The organism is Achromobacter sp. HNDS-1, from assembly GCF_040084795.1.
Classification (GTDB): Bacteria; Pseudomonadota; Gammaproteobacteria; order Burkholderiales; family Burkholderiaceae_B; genus Achromobacter; species Achromobacter ruhlandii.
The window spans coordinates 3170067-3185551 of sequence record NZ_CP157584.1 but is presented as its reverse complement, the minus strand read 5'-3'; the positions used below and the strand labels follow the sequence as shown (position 1 = coordinate 3185551).

Annotated in this window: 13 protein-coding genes; 5 read left to right on the top strand and 8 right to left on the bottom strand. The window is 65.3% G+C overall.

The features are described from left to right. Positions 1-21 precede the first annotated feature (21 nt). The 7 genes from ABFG95_RS14820 to ABFG95_RS14790 form a co-directional block, all read right to left on the bottom strand. On the bottom strand, positions 22-936 hold the full coding sequence (locus ABFG95_RS14820) for a TauD/TfdA family dioxygenase (RefSeq protein WP_059268717.1): 915 nt from the start codon (positions 934-936) through the stop codon (positions 22-24). A gap of 224 nt (positions 937-1160) precedes the next feature. After that, complete coding sequence (locus tag ABFG95_RS14815) at positions 1161-2363, bottom strand: M20 aminoacylase family protein (protein WP_054504528.1); 1203 nt, start codon at positions 2361-2363, stop codon at positions 1161-1163. Positions 2364-2495: 132 nt separating this feature from the next. After that, positions 2496-3512, bottom strand: a complete 1017-nt coding sequence (locus ABFG95_RS14810) for an oligopeptide/dipeptide ABC transporter ATP-binding protein (RefSeq protein ID WP_081330292.1) — start codon at positions 3510-3512, stop codon at positions 2496-2498. After that, the gene (locus tag ABFG95_RS14805; RefSeq protein ID WP_054504527.1) at positions 3509-4504 is read right to left on the bottom strand and encodes an ABC transporter ATP-binding protein; all 996 of its coding nucleotides are present in this window, start codon (positions 4502-4504) and stop codon (positions 3509-3511) included. Before ABFG95_RS14805 ends, ABFG95_RS14810 begins: the two co-directional genes overlap by 4 nt. An 11-nt stretch (positions 4505-4515) precedes the next feature. After that, positions 4516-5433, bottom strand: a complete 918-nt coding sequence (locus ABFG95_RS14800) for an ABC transporter permease (protein ID WP_348994711.1) — start codon at positions 5431-5433, stop codon at positions 4516-4518. Beyond that, positions 5430-6404 carry an ABC transporter permease gene (locus ABFG95_RS14795; protein ID WP_006389548.1) on the bottom strand — a complete coding sequence of 325 codons (975 nt, stop codon included), beginning with the start codon at positions 6402-6404 and terminating at the stop codon, positions 5430-5432. The genes ABFG95_RS14800 and ABFG95_RS14795 overlap by 4 nt, the downstream gene beginning before the upstream one ends. Before the next feature lie 22 nt (positions 6405-6426). After that, on the bottom strand, positions 6427-8013 hold the full coding sequence (locus ABFG95_RS14790; protein WP_175144585.1) for an ABC transporter substrate-binding protein: 1587 nt from the start codon (positions 8011-8013) through the stop codon (positions 6427-6429). A 115-nt stretch (positions 8014-8128) separates the two neighbouring features. Here ABFG95_RS14790 and mnmE point away from each other — a divergent pair, with 115 nt between their 5' ends. Both mnmE and ABFG95_RS14780 read left to right on the top strand, forming a co-directional pair. Continuing rightward, positions 8129-9481 carry a tRNA uridine-5-carboxymethylaminomethyl(34) synthesis GTPase MnmE gene (gene mnmE, locus ABFG95_RS14785; protein ID WP_059268711.1) on the top strand — a complete coding sequence of 451 codons (1353 nt, stop codon included), beginning with the start codon at positions 8129-8131 and terminating at the stop codon, positions 9479-9481. Positions 9482-9486: 5 nt separating this feature from the next. Further along, a complete protein-coding gene (locus ABFG95_RS14780; RefSeq protein WP_278991437.1) occupies positions 9487-9957 on the top strand; it encodes a GNAT family N-acetyltransferase in 471 nt (156 codons plus the stop codon). A 265-nt stretch (positions 9958-10222) separates the two neighbouring features. Here ABFG95_RS14780 and ABFG95_RS14775 read toward each other — a convergent pair whose 3' ends face one another. Then, positions 10223-11614 (bottom strand): ClcB-like voltage-gated chloride channel protein, encoded by a 1392-nt coding sequence (locus ABFG95_RS14775; protein WP_278991438.1) that lies wholly within the window; start codon positions 11612-11614, stop codon positions 10223-10225. A 491-nt stretch (positions 11615-12105) separates the two neighbouring features. Here ABFG95_RS14775 and ABFG95_RS14770 point away from each other — a divergent pair, with 491 nt between their 5' ends. The 3 genes from ABFG95_RS14770 (at position 12106) to ABFG95_RS14760 (ending at position 15371) form a co-directional block, all read left to right on the top strand. Next, a complete protein-coding gene (locus tag ABFG95_RS14770) occupies positions 12106-12783 on the top strand; it encodes a response regulator (RefSeq protein ID WP_049077324.1) in 678 nt (225 codons plus the stop codon). Positions 12784-12880: 97 nt separating this feature from the next. Then, positions 12881-14257 carry a sensor histidine kinase gene (locus ABFG95_RS14765; RefSeq protein ID WP_049078215.1) on the top strand — a complete coding sequence of 459 codons (1377 nt, stop codon included), beginning with the start codon at positions 12881-12883 and terminating at the stop codon, positions 14255-14257. A gap of 115 nt (positions 14258-14372) precedes the next feature. Further along, positions 14373-15371 carry a tripartite tricarboxylate transporter substrate binding protein gene (locus tag ABFG95_RS14760; RefSeq protein ID WP_049077321.1) on the top strand — a complete coding sequence of 333 codons (999 nt, stop codon included), beginning with the start codon at positions 14373-14375 and terminating at the stop codon, positions 15369-15371. Positions 15372-15485 lie beyond the last annotated feature (114 nt).

Below are 15485 nucleotides of genomic sequence, written 5' to 3'. Positions count from 1 at the left end.
GTGGATAAGTCGCGGGCCGGCCTAGAACGGCACGTCGCCTTCGATGGTGGTGCGGTACAGCTTGCGGCGCAGATGATCCGGCGTACCGCCCGCCAGGTGGATCAGCGAGCGGTTGTCCCAGAACACCAGATCGTGCGGCTGCCAGCGGTGACGGTAGATGTGTTCGGGCCGCACGCTGTGCGCGAACAGTTCGTCCAGCAATTGCCGGCTCTCGTCTTCCGGCAGGCCTTCGATGTGGGTGGTGAAGCCTTCGCTCACGAACAGGGCGCGGCGGCCATTCTCGGGATGGGTGCGCACCACCGGATGCGATACCGCCTGCACCTGCGCCACCTGCTGCGCGCTCAGGTTGGGCCGCCAGTTGCCTTCCTTCTGCAACTGGCCGTACTTGGCCAGGTACGAATGCACCGCGCGCTTGCCCTCGACGGCGTTGCGCAATGCGGCGGGCAGGGTGTCATAGGCCAGGTGCATGTTGGCGAAGAGCGTGTCGCCGCCTTGCGCCGGCAATTCCTGCGCGTGCAGCAGCGAGCCCAGGCTGGGCAGTTCCTTGTACGAGATGTCCGAATGCCAGTACTTGCCCGCATCGCCCAGGCCGACCGGCTGGCCGTTCTCGACGATGTTGGAGACGATCAGGATCTCGGGATGATTGGCCAGGTGGAACTGGTGCAGCACGTGGATCATCAGCGGCCCGAAGCGGCGGCTGAAGTCGATGTGCTGTCGCGGCGTGATGCGCTGGTCGCGGAACACCAGCAGATGGTGGTCCAGATGCGCCTGGTGCACGCGCTTGAAGTCGGCAGGCGACAGCTCGCGGCCCAGGTCCAGGCCGATCAGTTCGGCGCCCACCGGGCCCGGCAGCGGCCGCAGCTCGAACGCCTGCGCGGCCGGGGGCGGCGGGACGGGGGCGGCCTCTTCGCGCCGCACGGCGTTGCTCTGGGACATCGGTCACTCCGGTTGGCGTGGCGGCGTTGCCGCCGGCGCTGCGGTCCATCCGCGGATGGATCAGGAATGACTGATTATGGAAAGCGCGCCTTGTATCTCAAACGAAGTTATCGGCGTTTGAACAAAGCCTGGCGTCATATAGAAAAACCGCCCGGAGAGCCGGGCGGCTTGGGGCGGCATGGCGCATAAGCAAATAACCGCAATGCCTGAAGCGCCGTGGCACGCTACTTGTGCTTGGGCAGGTAGGCCTCGACCAGCTTGACCCAATACGTCGCGCCCACCGGCAGCAGCGCGTCGTTGAAGTCGTAGTTCGGATTGTGCAGCTGGCAAGGCCCCATGCCGTGATAGCTCTCCATGCGATGGTCGCCGTCGCCGTTGCCCAGGAACAGATAGGTGCCGGGCAGGGCTTCCAGGAAGAACGAGAAGTCCTCTGCGCCCATGAAGGGCGGCATGTCGCGCACCACGTTCTCGGCGCCGAAGGTGTCCTCGGCCACCTGCGCGGCAAACGCGGTTTCCTTGTCCCAGTTCACCAGCGGCGGGTAGGCGCGCACGAAGTCCAGCGTGCCGGTGCCGCCATACACCTGCGGCAGCGTGGTGGCGATGCGGCGCATGTCTTCCTCGATCTTGTCGAGCACTTCGACCGAATAGGTGCGCACCGTGCCGCGCAGCACCGCTTCGCCGGGAATCACGTTGTAGGCATCGCCGGCATGGATCTGCGTGATCGACAGCACCGCTTGCTCCAGCGGATTCTTGCTGCGCGAGATGACCGTCTGCAGCGCGTGCACCATGTCGGCCGCGACGATGATCGGGTCGACCGACGCATGCGGCTGCGCGGCGTGGCCGCCCACGCCCTTGATGACGATGTCCCAGCGGTTGCTCGACGCCATGGTGGGACCGGCGCGAAAGCCGAACTGGTTGACCGGCATGCCGGGCATGTTGTGAATGCCGAATACCGCGTCACAGGGGAATTTTTCGAACAGGCCGTCCTGCATCATGGCGCGCGCGCCGGCGTTGCCGCCTTCCTCGGCCGGCTGGAAGATGAACACCACGGTGCCGTCGAAATCGCGATGCGTGGACAGGTATTGCGCCGCGCCCAGCAGCATCGTGGTGTGGCCGTCGTGGCCGCAGCCGTGCATGCGGCCGCTGATGGTGGACTTGTGCGCGAAGCGGTTGTGCTCGGGCATGGGCAGCGCATCCATGTCGGCGCGCAGGCCGATGGTCTTGCCGCCGCTGCCGCCGCGCAGGACGCCGACCACGCCGGTTTTCCCCAGCCCGGTGTGGACTTCCAGCCCCCATTGCCGCAGGCGCTCGGCCACCAGGTTGGAGGTGCGCGTTTCCTGGAAGGCCAGTTCGGGATGGGCGTGGATGTCACGGCGCAGTTCGGTCAGTTCACCGTGGGCGCGTTCGATTTCGGCTAGGGTTTTCATGGCGGTGGATAGGCGGAAGAGAATAGGGCGGAAAGGACAGGACGCAAACGAGAGAACGGATGTCGTATGACAGCGTATCGGAAAATTCTCGCGCCCGTCGCCGACCGCGTCCAGCGTTGTTACGGATTGGCGTCAGGCCGCGTCGTTCAGGTGACAGGCGCTGAACTGCATCGGCGCCACCTCGCGCAGCAGCGGCCGTTCGGTCTTGCAGCGCGGCATCGCCTGGGGACAACGCGGATGGAAGGCGCAGCCGCCCGGCGGATCCAGCGGCGACGGCAGCTCGCCCTTGATCGGCTGGTAGCTGCGGCGCCCCGGCGTGAGCGTCGGCAACTCCTTGAGCAGCGCCTGCGTGTACGGATGGTTGGCGCGCTGAAACACGGTGTCGGTTGGCGCCAGCTCGACCACGCGGCCCAGGTACATGATGGCGACGCGATCCGAGATGTGGCTGACCACGCTCAGGTTGTGGCTGATGAACAGATACGTCAGATCCAGCTCGTCGCGCAGTTGCTCGAACAGGTTCAGCACCTGCGCCTGGATCGACACGTCCAGCGCCGCCACGGCCTCGTCGCACACGATCACCGAGGGTTTCAGCGCCAGGGCCCGCGCGATGCCGATGCGCTGGCGCTGGCCGCCCGAGAACTGGTGTGGATAGCGCTGCGCGAAGGCCGGGTCGAGCCCCACCTGGCGCATCAGGCCGGCGACATACTCGGCCTTGTCGCGCGCGCGGATCAGGCCGTGCGCCACCGGCGCCTCGCCGATGATCTCGCGCACCCGCATGCGCGGGTTGAGCGAGGCGTAGGGATCCTGGAAAATCATCTGCACGCCCAGCTCGTAGGCGCGCCGCTGCGGCGGCGCCATGGCTTTCACGGCCTGGCCTTGGTAGTGCACCTCGCCGGAAGAGGGCGGCAGGATGCCGGAAACGATGCGTCCCAGCGTCGACTTGCCACAACCCGATTCACCGACGATGCCGATGACCTCACCCGGCTGCACGTCCAGGTCCACGCCCGCCACGGCGTGCACCACTTGCGTCTTCAAACCCGCGCCCAGCAGGTTGGCAATGCGGCCGGCCAGGTCCACATGTTGCGTGAAGCGCAGCTCCACGCCGCGCAGCGACAGGATGGGGGCGGCGTTGCGATCGGCGGCGTTCATTGGACCTCCGGCGCGCCGGCATGCCAGCAACGCACCCATTGCGACGGGCGCACTTCCACGGGCTGCGGTTCGGTCAGACAGGCCTCGCTGGCACGCGGGCAACGCCCGCGGAACGCACAGCCCTGCGGCAGGTTCAGCAACGACGGCGTCATGCCGGGAATCGGCACCAGCGGCCGGCCGCGCGATTCCGGCGTCGGAATCGAGGCGATCAGGCCGTGCGTGTAGGGATGCATCGGATGGCTGATGACGTCGCGCGTGCTGCCGGTCTCGACCACGCGGCCGGCGTACATCACCGACACGCGGTCGGCCAGGCCCGCCACCACCGCCAGGTCGTGGGTGATCCACACCAGGCCGGTGCCGGTCTCGCGGCACAGCTTCTGCACTTCGAACAGGATCTGCCCCTGGATGGTCACGTCCAGCGCCGTGGTGGGCTCGTCGGCGATGATGACGCGCGGTGAATTCAGCAGCGCGATCGCGATCGCCACGCGTTGCCGCATGCCGCCGGACAACTGGTGCGGATAGGTGCGCAGGCGTTCCTGCGGCGACGGAATGCCGACCATCGTCAGCGTCTGCAGGGCGCGCTCACGCGCCTGTTCGCGCGATACCTTGTGGTGCGCCTGCACCGCTTCGATCATCTGCGTATCGACGCGCAGCACCGGGTTCAGCGTCATCATCGGGTCCTGGAAGATCATGGCGATCTCCTGGCCCCGCAGTTGCCGCCAGCGCGCCGGCGACGCGCCGCGCAGGTCCTCGCCGTTCAGGCGCAGTTCGCCCTCGACGATGCGGCCGGGCTCGTCCAGCAGGCCCATCAGCGAGAAGCCGGTGATGCTCTTGCCCGACCCGGATTCACCCACCAGCCCCAGGATCTCGCCCTCGGCCAGCGTCAGGTCGACGCCATCGACCGCCTTGACCACGCCGTTACGGGTGAAGAAATGCGTCTTCAGTCCGCGCACATCGAGGACCGGCGACTTTTCCACAGCTTGTATCTGCATCGCGTCCGCCCTCAATTCGCGTGGCGCGGGTTGAGCACATCGCGCAGGTGGTCGCCCACCAGGTTGATGGCGATGATGGCCAGCGCCAGCGCGATGCCGGGGAAGAACGAGATCCAGTACTGGCCCGACAGCAGGTACTCGAAACCGTTGTAGATCAGCATGCCCAGCGACGGCTCGGTCACCGGCACGCCCACGCCCAGGAACGACAGCGTGGCTTCCAGCGCGATGGCGTGCGCCAGGTCGATGGTGGCGATCACGATCAGCGGCGGCATGCAGTTGGGCAGCACGTGGCGGAACAGCACCCGCCCCCACGACAGCGACATGCAGCGCGCCGCCTCGACGTATTCCTTGCCGCGTTCGACCAATGCGGCGCCGCGCGCGGCGCGGGCGAAATAGGCCCACTGCACCACGATCAGCGCGATGATCACCTTATCCACACCCTTGCCCAGGATCGCCAGCAGCATCAACGCCACCAGGATCGCCGGGAACGACAACTGGATATCCACAATGCGCATCAGCAGCGCGTCGATGCGCCCGCCGAAGTACGCCGCGATCAGCCCCACGGTGGCGCCGATGCCGAAGGCCGCCAGCACCGACACGGTGGCCACCAGCAGGCTGGTGCGCATACCGTACAGGATCGCCGACAACAGGTCGCGCGCCTGGCCATCGGTGCCCAGCCAGTAATGCATGCTGCCATCGCCGCTTTCGCTGCCGGGCTTGAGCTTGGAATCCATGATGTCCAGCGTCGCCAGGTCATACGGATTATGCGGCGCGATCCACGGCGCCAGCAAGGCGGCGCCCACGATCAGCACCAGCATCACCAGGCCCAGCGTGGCCAGCTTGCTGGCAAAGAAATCGCCCACGAAACGGCGCCACGGCGTCTGTTCCCTGGCGGCGGCGGGTACGGCAGCAGTCACGGGGGCGGTCATCGGCGGCTATCCAGGCGTACGCGGGGATCCAGCACCGTATAGATGATGTCCACCACGAGGTTCAGCATCACAAGGAAGAACACGATCAGCAACAGGTACGCCACCACCACCGGCCGGTCCAGGTTGATGATGGAGTCGATCAGCAGCTTGCCCATGCCGGGCCACGAGAACACCGTCTCGGTCACCACCGCGAAGGCCATCACCTGGCCGAACTCCAGGCCCGCCACGGTGACCACCGGGATCAGGATGTTCTTGAGCAGGTGCACGCCCAGCACGCGCTTTTCCGAAAGCCCCTTGGCGCGCGCGAACTTGATGTAGTCCATCGGCAGCGCCTCGCGCGTGGCGGCGCGCGTCACGCGGATGATCATGGCGCACTTGGCGAAGGCGATGGTGGCGGCCGGCAGCGCCAGGCTCAGCCAGCCATCCAGCGTCAGCACGCTCAGCTGCAGCGAACCGATGCTGACGGTCTGGCCGCGGCCGCCGGCCGGCACCCAGCCCAGCATCACCGCGAACACCATGATGAGCATCAGGCCCACCCAGAAATTGGGCAGCGAGAAGCCCAGCACCGATCCGGTCATGATGGCGCGCGAGCCGGCCGCCTTGGGCTTGAGGCCCGCGATGATGCCCAGCGGCACCCCGATCAGCACCGACAGCAGCATGGCCACACAGGCCAACTCGACGGTGGCCGGCATGCGCTCCAGGATCAGGCGCATGGCCGGCTCGCCGGTCAGGAAGCTGTTGCCGAAATCGCCGCGCACCGCCTGGCCCATGAAGATCAGGTACTGCCGCCACAGCGGCAGGTCCAGGCCAAGCGAGGCGCGGATGGCGGCGCGCTGCGCCTCGGTGGCCTCCGGACTGGCCAGCATCGATACCGGATCGCCGACCATGTAGATGCCGGCGAAGACCAGCGCCGACATGACCAGCATGACGACGATGGTTTGCAGCAGTCTTCGTACGATTGTCGCTAGCACGTCATACCGCCCGCTGCGCGCATTACTTCTTCAGCGTTGCGAACTGCGCCAGCGTGACCTGGTCGGGACGGCCCTGGTAGCGGATGTCGTTCTTCATCGCCCACACCGACAGCTCGAAGTGCACCGGCAGCATCGCGAAGTCGTCCATGGCGATGTTGCTGGCCTTGGACAGCAGCTCGGCGCGCTTGGCGTCATCCATGGTGGACGAGGCTTCCTTGACCAACTCGTCCATCTTGGGATTCGAGTAGCGGCTGCGGTTGGTGGTGCCCAGGCCGGCTTCCGGATTGCGCGTCACCAGGAGCGAAGTCAGCGCGTTCGACATCTCGCCGCTGGTCACCGACCAGCCGGCCAGATAGGCCGAGAATGCATAGCTGTCGCGGTTCTTGAAGAACACCGGCGGCGCCATGGCGTCGACGCTGGTCTTCACGCCCACGCGGGTCCACATCGAGGCGATCGCCTGCGCCACCTTGGAGTCGTTGACGTAGCGGCCCGAGGGCGAGCCCAGCGTGATCGAGAAACCGTTGGGATAGCCGGCTTCCTTCAGCAGCGCCTTGGCCTTTTCGACATCGGCCTTGGGCGCCTTGGAATGTTCCTTGCTGGAACCGAACATGGGGTAGGGCAGCAGATTGCCGGCGGGCAGCGCCACGCCCCCCATCACGCGCTCGACCAGCGCATCGCGGTTGATCGCCAGCGACAGCGCTTCGCGCACGCGCTTGTCTTTCAACGGATTCTTGTCGGTGCCCTGGATGCCGGGCGAGGGCTCGGCGTACTGGTCCAGCGCCACGTACACCACGCGCACCGACGGCGTCTCTTCGACGTACAGCTTCTTGTCGCCCTTGAGCTTGGGCAGGTCATCGGTCGGGGGATCCTCGATCATGTCGACATCGCCGGCCAGCAGGGCGGCCACACGCGCCGCGGCATTGCTGATCGGGCGATAGATCACCTTGTCCCACACGGGCTTCTTGCCCCAGTAGTTTTCATTGCGCGCCAGCACGAATTCGGCGCCGCGCTTCCACGAGACGAACTTGTAGGGACCGGTGCCGATGAGGCCGTCGCCGCTGTTCAATTCGGTGGTGGTCTTGCCTTCGGCCGCGGGGCCGGAGGCGGCCTTCTTCGACATGATGGGCAGTTGCGCCAGGTTCACCAGCAGGTTCGGCGCCACTTCCTTGGTGGTGATACGCAGGGTCATCGGATCCACCGCTTCGGCCTTGGCCACCGAGCCCAGGTACAGCGTGAACGGCGACGGGCTGTTCGGCACCTTGGGCACGCGGTCATAGGTGAAGACCACGTCCTCGGCGGTGAACGGCGACCCATCGGAGAATTTGACGCCAGGCCGCAGCTTGAAGGTCCACACCTTGCCATCGACGGTCCAGGACTCGGCCAGCGCCGGCACCGGCTTGAGCTGCGCGTCGGTGGCCACCAGCGTGTCGAAGATGGTCTGGGAGATCTGGGTGTTCGGCGTCAGCGCGTGATACTGCGGATCCATCGACGATGGCTCGGTCTTCAGCCCGATCACCAGATCGCGCGCCAGCGCCGAATTGAGGGTGCCGAAGGCCAATAGAACCGCTACCGAACCACAGGCCAACGCACGCGAAAACCGAGATGCCATCATGATCTCCCAGGGATGTTTCGGGTTTTAAACCTCTGGCGCACCTTAACCAGCAAACAAGGCCCCGCGCAACAGTTATATTCCCCTATTGTCCTTGCCTCGCGTTGTCCCCGATATGTCCGTCCATGCCCCTATTGCCGCCATTGCCACCGCCCCCGGAAGAGGCGGCATCGGCGTCGTGCGCGTTTCTGGTGCGGACCTGTCCGAATTGGTGCGTCGCCTGTTCCAGCGCGAACTCACGCCGCGCCATGCGCACTATCTGCCGTTCAAGGCGGTCGATGGCGAGCTGCTCGACGAAGGCATCGCGCTGTACTTCAAGGGGCCGCATTCCTACACCGGCGAAGACGTGCTCGAACTGCAAGGCCACGGCGGCCCCGCGGTGCTGCGACGCGTGCTCGACAGCTGCCTGGCGGCGGGCCGTGACCTCGGGCTGCGGCTGGCCGAACCGGGTGAGTTCACCCGCCGCGCGTTCCTCAATGACCGCATGGATCTGGCGCAGGCCGAAGCGGTCGCCGACCTGATCGAGGCCTCTTCGGTGGCGGCCGCGCGCGGCGCCATGGCCTCGCTGTCGGGCGACTTCTCGGCGCGCGTCAACGACCTGTCCGACCGCATCATCCACCTGCGCATGCTGGTCGAGGCCACGCTCGATTTCCCCGAAGAGGAAATCGACTTCCTTGAGAAATACCAGGCGCGCCCCACGCTGGAAAAGCTGGCCGGCGACCTCGGTCATCTCATCGCCCAGGCGCGCCAGGGCGTGATCCTGCGCGAAGGCCTGCATGTGGTGCTGGCGGGCCAGCCCAACGTCGGCAAATCCAGCCTGCTGAACGCGCTGGCCGGCGACGACGTCGCCATCGTCACGCCGATCGCCGGCACCACGCGCGACAAAGTGGTGCAGCAGATCCATATCGACGGCGTGCCGCTGCACATCGTAGACACCGCCGGCCTGCGCGAAACCGAAGACACGGTGGAGAGCATCGGCATCGCCCGCAGCTGGCAGGAAATCGAACGCGCCGACGTCATCCTGCACCTGCAGGACGCCACCCAGCCGGGCGACGAACTGGACGCGCAGATCACCGCGCGCCTGCCGCCGCGCACGCCGGTGTTGAAGGTTTTCAACAAGGTGGACCTGTTATCCACAGCGTTTGTCGCCGGTCCCGGCGAACTGGGCATTTCCGCCAAGCGCGGCGCCGGCCTGGACGCGTTGCGGGCCGAACTGCTGCGCATCGCCGGCTGGAATCCCGGCGCCGAGTCGCCCTGGCTGGCGCGCGAGCGCCATCTGCACGCGCTGCAGGACGCCGCCGACCACCTGGCGCTGGCGGCCGAGCACGCCGAACAGGACGACCGCGTGCTAGACCTGTTCGCCGAGGAACTACGGCTGGCGCATGACAGCCTGTCGAGCATCACCGGAAAGTTCACCAGCGACGATTTGCTGGGCGAGATCTTCTCAAGCTTCTGCATCGGGAAATAGCGCTCATGGCCGCCTCAGCCAGTACGCCTCACCGGATCCGCCCGGCGACGGTCGATGACCTGGCGGCGGTCGAACGCATCGTCCACGACGCCTACCGTCATTACGTGGCGCGCATCGGCGCCACGCCGGGACCGATGCGCGACGATTACCGCATGCGCATCGCGCAGGGCCAGACGCAGGTGCTGGAAGACGAAACCGGCGTCCAGGCCGTGCTGGTCCTGGTGCGCGAAGCGGATTGCCTGTTGCTCGACAATGTGGCGGTGTCGCCTGGCGCGCAAGGGCGCGGCTATGGCCGCGCGTTGATGCAATGGGCGGAAATCGCGGCGCGGCAGGCCGGGTATCGCCGCATCCGGCTCTATACCCAGGAAGCGATGAGCGAGAACATCGCCATCTATCAGCGCTATGGCTATGTCGAAACGCATCGCGCCGAAGAGATCGGCCTGAAGCGCGTATTCATGGCCAAATGCCTGGATTGATCAGCTCGGAATAAATGAGCAATAGCTCACTTATTTAAAAAACTCCACGCCGCTGGCGACAGCAAATCCATCCACGGCCGTTTCGCCACGACAGGTTGACACCGCTCGTCAAGGCAACCGATTTCGACGTCAATGACGACAGGCAGAACGAAGGAATCCAGCGCCCATCTCCCTCCGCTCTCATTCATCAACATCCATTCCAAAAAAATATATGAGCTTTTGCTCACACCTATTTTCATGGGACTTTTCATGAAAAAAACGCGAATCAGGCATCACGCGGCTTCTTGCCTGGCAGCACCGGCGCCGCCTTCAAGGTCTCGCGCGCAATGCGATTGCTGGCCAGCGATTTCGCATACACCGAATCCGGCCGGATGCGTTGCGCGATCACGAAGCCGGTGATGCACGCCAGCATCAGCGGCAACATCACCTCATAGCTCAACGTCATCTCGAAGATCATCAAGATCGACATCAGCGGCGCATAGGTCGTGGCCGCCAGCAGCGCCCCCATGCCAACCACCGCGTAGCTCGACACCGCCGACAGGTCGCCAGCGGGAAACAACGCATGCAGTCCGGAGCCGTACAGCGCCCCGACCGCCGCGCCCACGAACAGGGTTGGCGTGAACACGCCGCCGATCGCGCCGGAGCCGACGCTGGCGCCGGTGGCCACGATCTTGAACAGCAGGATCGCCGCCACTGCCTGCCAGGCCCATTCCGTGTGCAACATGCTGTTGACCACGCTGTAGCCGTTGCCCCAGACCTCGGGTTTGAACACCGACAGGGCGCCGACCACCAGTCCGCCCAGCGCCATCTTGGCCCACAACGGCAGGGTCAGGCGGCGAAAAAGCGCCTTCGACCCATCGAGAAACCGCAGGAATTGCGGCGCCACCATCCCGGCGATCAGGCCCAGCCCCAGGTAATTGACGACTTCCCAACCCGACACGAATTCGAACGGCGGCATGTGAAAGACCGCGTCGTAGTGCAGGATCTGGCGCGTCACGATATTGGCGACCACCGATGACACCACCAGGGGCACCAGCGTGGCCGACGAGATGGCGCCGTAGACGATCTCGGAAATGAACAGCGCGCCCGCGATCGGCGCGTTGTAGGCAGCGGTGATCCCGGCGGTGGCGCCGCAGGCCACCAGCAGCCGCAGATGCCGGGGCGGCAAGACCAGGTAGCGGCCCGACAGCGACGAGAACATCGCCGCCAGCTGCACCATCGGCCCTTCACGGCCGATCGACGCCCCCGAACCGATTGAAAACAAAGAAGAAATGCTGCGCGCCACGGTCTGGCGAAAGCCGATCACGCCGCGGCCGATGGCAATGGCTTCCATGTAGTCGGCGGCGCCACGGGGCGGCAGGCGCCTGGCGGCGGCCTGCAGGATCAGCCCGGCGATCGCGCCTCCGGCCGCCGGCAGCAGGAAACGCTCCCAGGACGCCAGCCCGCGCGCCAGCGACACCATGCCGTGCGGCGAATCGACCCCGCCCAGCAACATCTGTATCCAGCCCAACAGCTCCCGAAAGATCACGGTCGCCAGCGCGCCGGCCAATCCCATCAGCGCGGCCGCGCACAAGGTCGCGGGCAGATTGTCGGCCAGCAAACGGCCTCTCAGCCAGGTCGCCCAGGCCGGTTTCTTGATTCTGAGTTGTCGTGCCATGGGCGGATTCTACGGCGGAAATCTGCTCACTTTTTGTTCAGCGCAACGTCAACCGCAGAGAGACGCCACCCCTCACATAGTCGGTTCCGGCAACGCCTCCAGGGGCCTTTACGGGCCTGGAAAGGGGCGAAAACCTGGGTAGGCAAGGGGTGTTTTTTCGGGGTAAAAGTGCCGCTTCCCGACCCGGTTCGGCAGAACAGGGCTGTGGATAACTCCTAAGGCGGCGGGTTGTGCACATTGTGTGGAGGCGAGTTGAACAAGCGGGGGTTTTCGGTCGGGTCCGAAATCTTGTCCAACTTCGGCTCTTTTCCCACACAGAGTTCTTGCACAGCCAAAAACGCTCGCAACCTGATGAAAAAAAACAGGTTTCCAAGGTTAAGGTAGTTATCCACAGGCCTTATTAATTATTAGTCTTTATATAAAGAGAAATACAGGGAAAAGACAAACATGCTTTCTCCTACCTCCCAGCCACGCCCCCCCGGACTCCGTCCATGCGCATCCTCCTGATAGAAGACGAAGCCGAACTTGCTCGCTGGCTCTCAAGAAGCCTGGCCCGGCATGCGGGCTTCGTTGTCGAATGGGCTGATGACGGATTGATCGCCGAAAGAAGGTTGGCGGTCGAAGAGTTCGATGCGGTCATCCTCGACCTGGGACTGCCGGGCATGGATGGCCATACCTTGCTGGCGAAGATCCGCGCGCGGGACGACCGTACGCCGGTGCTGGTCCTGACCGCGCGCGATTCACTGGCCGAAAAAATCGGGACACTTCATGAAGGCGCGGACGATTTCCTGCCGAAACCGTTTGTTGTGGAAGAGTTGGAAGCGCGATTGATCGCGCTGGTACGCCGCAGCCGCGGTCGCGAACATCCGCGGCTCGCCCTGGGAAACCTGGTTTTCGAGACTTCCGCGCAAAAATTCTCTGTCTCCGGACAGACTTTGCAGTTATCCCCACGTGAACACGCGGTCCTGCGAGTGCTGATCCAGAAAAGCGGCGAACCGATCAACAAGCAGCAGATCCTGGATCGCATCGTGACCGACGATGCCGACATCAACCTCGAAGCCATTGAGGTGCTGGTGCACCGGCTGCGCAAAAAATTGACGGATACCGGCGTGCAGATCACCACCATGCGGGGCATGGGGTACTGCCTGGAGAACGCTGTTGACAACTAGTTTTCCGGAAAAAACCCCGGTTTCCAGGAAAAAAAGCCGCAATCGCACCTTGAAGACGCAGTTGCTCTGGTGGCTGATTCCGACACTGGTGCTGGTGATGATGGGCGCCCTGTGGCTGTCCAACCACCAGCTGCGCAACCAGGTCGACATCGCCTATGACCGATCGCTCGCCGGCGCGCTGCGCGCGATCGACCACAACATATCCACAGCCAGCGGTGGATTAGCCATGGAGCAGCCGTACCTGATGCTGGAATTCTTCGAGCTGACGGCCAATGGCAGCGTGTTCTACCGCGTGGCCACCGAGGACGGGCTGGCCGAAATCGGCCATCCCGGCCTGCCCATGCCAAGCCAGCCGCTGGTATCCGGCGAACCGCAGTTTTTCTACGCCACCTACCTGGGCGCGCCGGTCCGCGTCGCGGCCCTGGCCCGGGCCATGGACCCGCCGCTGTATGCCAACAAAGGGGGACGGGTTATCGTCCAGGTTGCCGAGGGCCTGGAAAGCCGCCAGGCCTTCCTGCACCAGGTGCTGGTACGCTCGGTCGAACGCGACCTGGCGGTGATCCTGATCAGCGTCCTGGTCATCGTCCTGGGGGTTTTCATGGCCCTGCGCCCCCTGGAGCGCCTGCGCCAGGAAGTGGAAAGGCGTTCCGCGGACGATTTAAGCCCCGTCAGCGCATCGGAGATGCCAGGTGAGGTCCTACCCCTGGTGGCGGCCGTAAACCTCCACATGGCCCGCTACGCGGCCCAGGCGAGGGTCCAGAGCCAGTTCCTGGACGACGCCTCGCACCAGTTGCGCACGCCTTTGTCGGTTTTGCGCACCCAGACGGCATATGCCTTGCGCGAAACATGCCCCCAGGAGGTCCGTACAGCCCTTCTGGCGATGCAGGAGGGGTTGGACAGGGCCGTACGCACCACCAACCAGATGCTCGCCCTGGCGCGCGCTAAAGACGCCTCGCTGGCCGAAGGCGGCCTGGCGGCCGAGCCGGTCGACCTGGTCGGGCTGGCCCACGGCGTCATCCGGGCCCTGTTGCCGACCGCCCGTGCGCGGCAGATCGACATCGGCCTGGACGCCGGCGACGACCCGGTGCGGGTCCAGGGCGTGGACTGGCTGCTGCGCGAGGCGGTCAGCAACCTGGTCGACAATGCCATCCGCTACACCGCCCCAGGCGGCGTGGTCACGGTGGTGGTGCGCGGCGAGTCGGGCCAGGCCAGCCTGGCCGTGGAAGACAGCGGTCCCGGCATGTCGGCCGAAGACATCGCCCGGGCCGGCATCCGCTTTCGCCGCGGCGCGGCCGGCAAGAACAAGCCCGGCGCCGGCCTCGGACTGGCCATCGTCGACACCATTGCCGGGCTGCTGGGAGCGCGCCTGGTGCTGGAGAACCGGGCGCCCCTGCCAGGCCTGCGCGCCGCTTTGGTGTTTTCCCTCGAAACGGCGTCCGATGTTGCGCCGCATCAGGAAAATGGCGATTTTTGAAAGGTATTGGAAAGCTTCGATTTTGTACGGTTGCATCCGCTGGAGCCCGACCCGGCGGCAGACCACCGCCCCGATCGCCAGCCATGCCTAGACCTATAAATTCGGAGACGCAAGAATGCAGACCAGCCTCAAGCTGCGCCTGGCCGCCGTCGCGGCGCTCGGCGCGATCACCCTTTCCCTGGGCGCCGCCCATGCCGCTGACGAGCCGCGCCGCCCCGAGTGCATTGCGCCGGCCCAGCCCGGCGGCGGCTTCGACCTGACCTGCCGCCTGGCCACCGAGGGCCTGAAGCAGAGCGGGGCGCTCAAGAGCGCCATGCGCATCGTCTACATGCCTGGCGGCATCGGCGCCGTGGCCTACAACAACATCGTGGCGCAGCATCCCAACGAGCCCGGCACTATCGTCGCATTCTCGGGCGGTTCGCTGCTGAACCTGGCGCAAGGCAAGTTCGGCAAGTACAACGTCAACGACGTGCGCTGGCTGGCGGCCATCGGCACCGATTACGGCGTGGCCGTGGTGCGCAACGATTCGCCGTACACCGACCTGAAAGGGCTGATGGAAGCCTTCAGGCAGGATCCGACCAAGATCGTGCTGGGCGCGGGCGGCACCGTCGGCAGCCAGGACTGGATGAAAGCCGCGCTGACCGCCAAGGCGGCCGGTGTCGATTTCAAGAAGATGCGCTTCGTGGCCTTTGAAGGCGGCGGCGAGGCCGTGACGGCGCTGCGTGGCGGCCATATCCAGGCCTACATGGGCGATGCCGCCGAGGCCTTCACGATGCTGGAAGGCGGCGCCCCCATCCGCGTGCTCGCGGTGTTCAATGACCAGCGCCTGCCAGGCAAGCTGGGCACGGTGCCGACCGCGAAAGAACAGGGCTACGACATCGTCTGGCCCATCATCCGTGGTTTCTATGTCGGTCCCAAGGTCTCGGATGCCGACTACCAGTTCTGGGTCAATGCCTTCAATCGCGTTGCCGACGCGCCCGAGTTCGCCAAGCTGCGCGAACAGCAGGGCCTGTTCCCCTTCAACAAAACCGGCGCCGACCTCGATGCCTACGTCAAGCAGCAGGTCAAGCAATACGCCGAACTGGCCGATTCCTTCGGCCTGATCAAGAAATAAGCCACAAGGCTTGCCCTCCGACCGCGCGCGGGTGAACGCGCACCTTGTGCCGCCGGCCCGCAACCGGCGGCCGGGGCGGGCTTGCGCCGCGCGGTCCTTCTACTAACGGAAAGC

Coding starts and splice junctions, on each gene's coding strand:
- ABFG95_RS14820 (WP_059268717.1), bottom strand. CDS start 936: ATGTCCCAGAGCAACGCCGTGCGGCGCGAAGAGGCCGCCCCCGTCCCG.
- ABFG95_RS14815 (WP_054504528.1), bottom strand. CDS start 2,363: ATGAAAACCCTAGCCGAAATCGAACGCGCCCACGGTGAACTGACCGAA.
- ABFG95_RS14810 (WP_081330292.1), bottom strand. CDS start 3,512: ATGAACGCCGCCGATCGCAACGCCGCCCCCATCCTGTCGCTGCGCGGC.
- ABFG95_RS14805 (WP_054504527.1), bottom strand. CDS start 4,504: ATGCAGATACAAGCTGTGGAAAAGTCGCCGGTCCTCGATGTGCGCGGA.
- ABFG95_RS14800 (WP_348994711.1), bottom strand. CDS start 5,433: ATGACCGCCCCCGTGACTGCTGCCGTACCCGCCGCCGCCAGGGAACAG.
- ABFG95_RS14790 (WP_175144585.1), bottom strand. CDS start 8,013: ATGGCATCTCGGTTTTCGCGTGCGTTGGCCTGTGGTTCGGTAGCGGTT.
- mnmE (WP_059268711.1), top strand. CDS start 8,129: ATGTCCGTCCATGCCCCTATTGCCGCCATTGCCACCGCCCCCGGAAGA.
- ABFG95_RS14780 (WP_278991437.1), top strand. CDS start 9,487: ATGGCCGCCTCAGCCAGTACGCCTCACCGGATCCGCCCGGCGACGGTC.
- ABFG95_RS14775 (WP_278991438.1), bottom strand. CDS start 11,614: ATGGCACGACAACTCAGAATCAAGAAACCGGCCTGGGCGACCTGGCTG.
- ABFG95_RS14770 (WP_049077324.1), top strand. CDS start 12,106: ATGCGCATCCTCCTGATAGAAGACGAAGCCGAACTTGCTCGCTGGCTC.
- ABFG95_RS14765 (WP_049078215.1), top strand. CDS start 12,881: ATGATGGGCGCCCTGTGGCTGTCCAACCACCAGCTGCGCAACCAGGTC.
- ABFG95_RS14760 (WP_049077321.1), top strand. CDS start 14,373: ATGCAGACCAGCCTCAAGCTGCGCCTGGCCGCCGTCGCGGCGCTCGGC.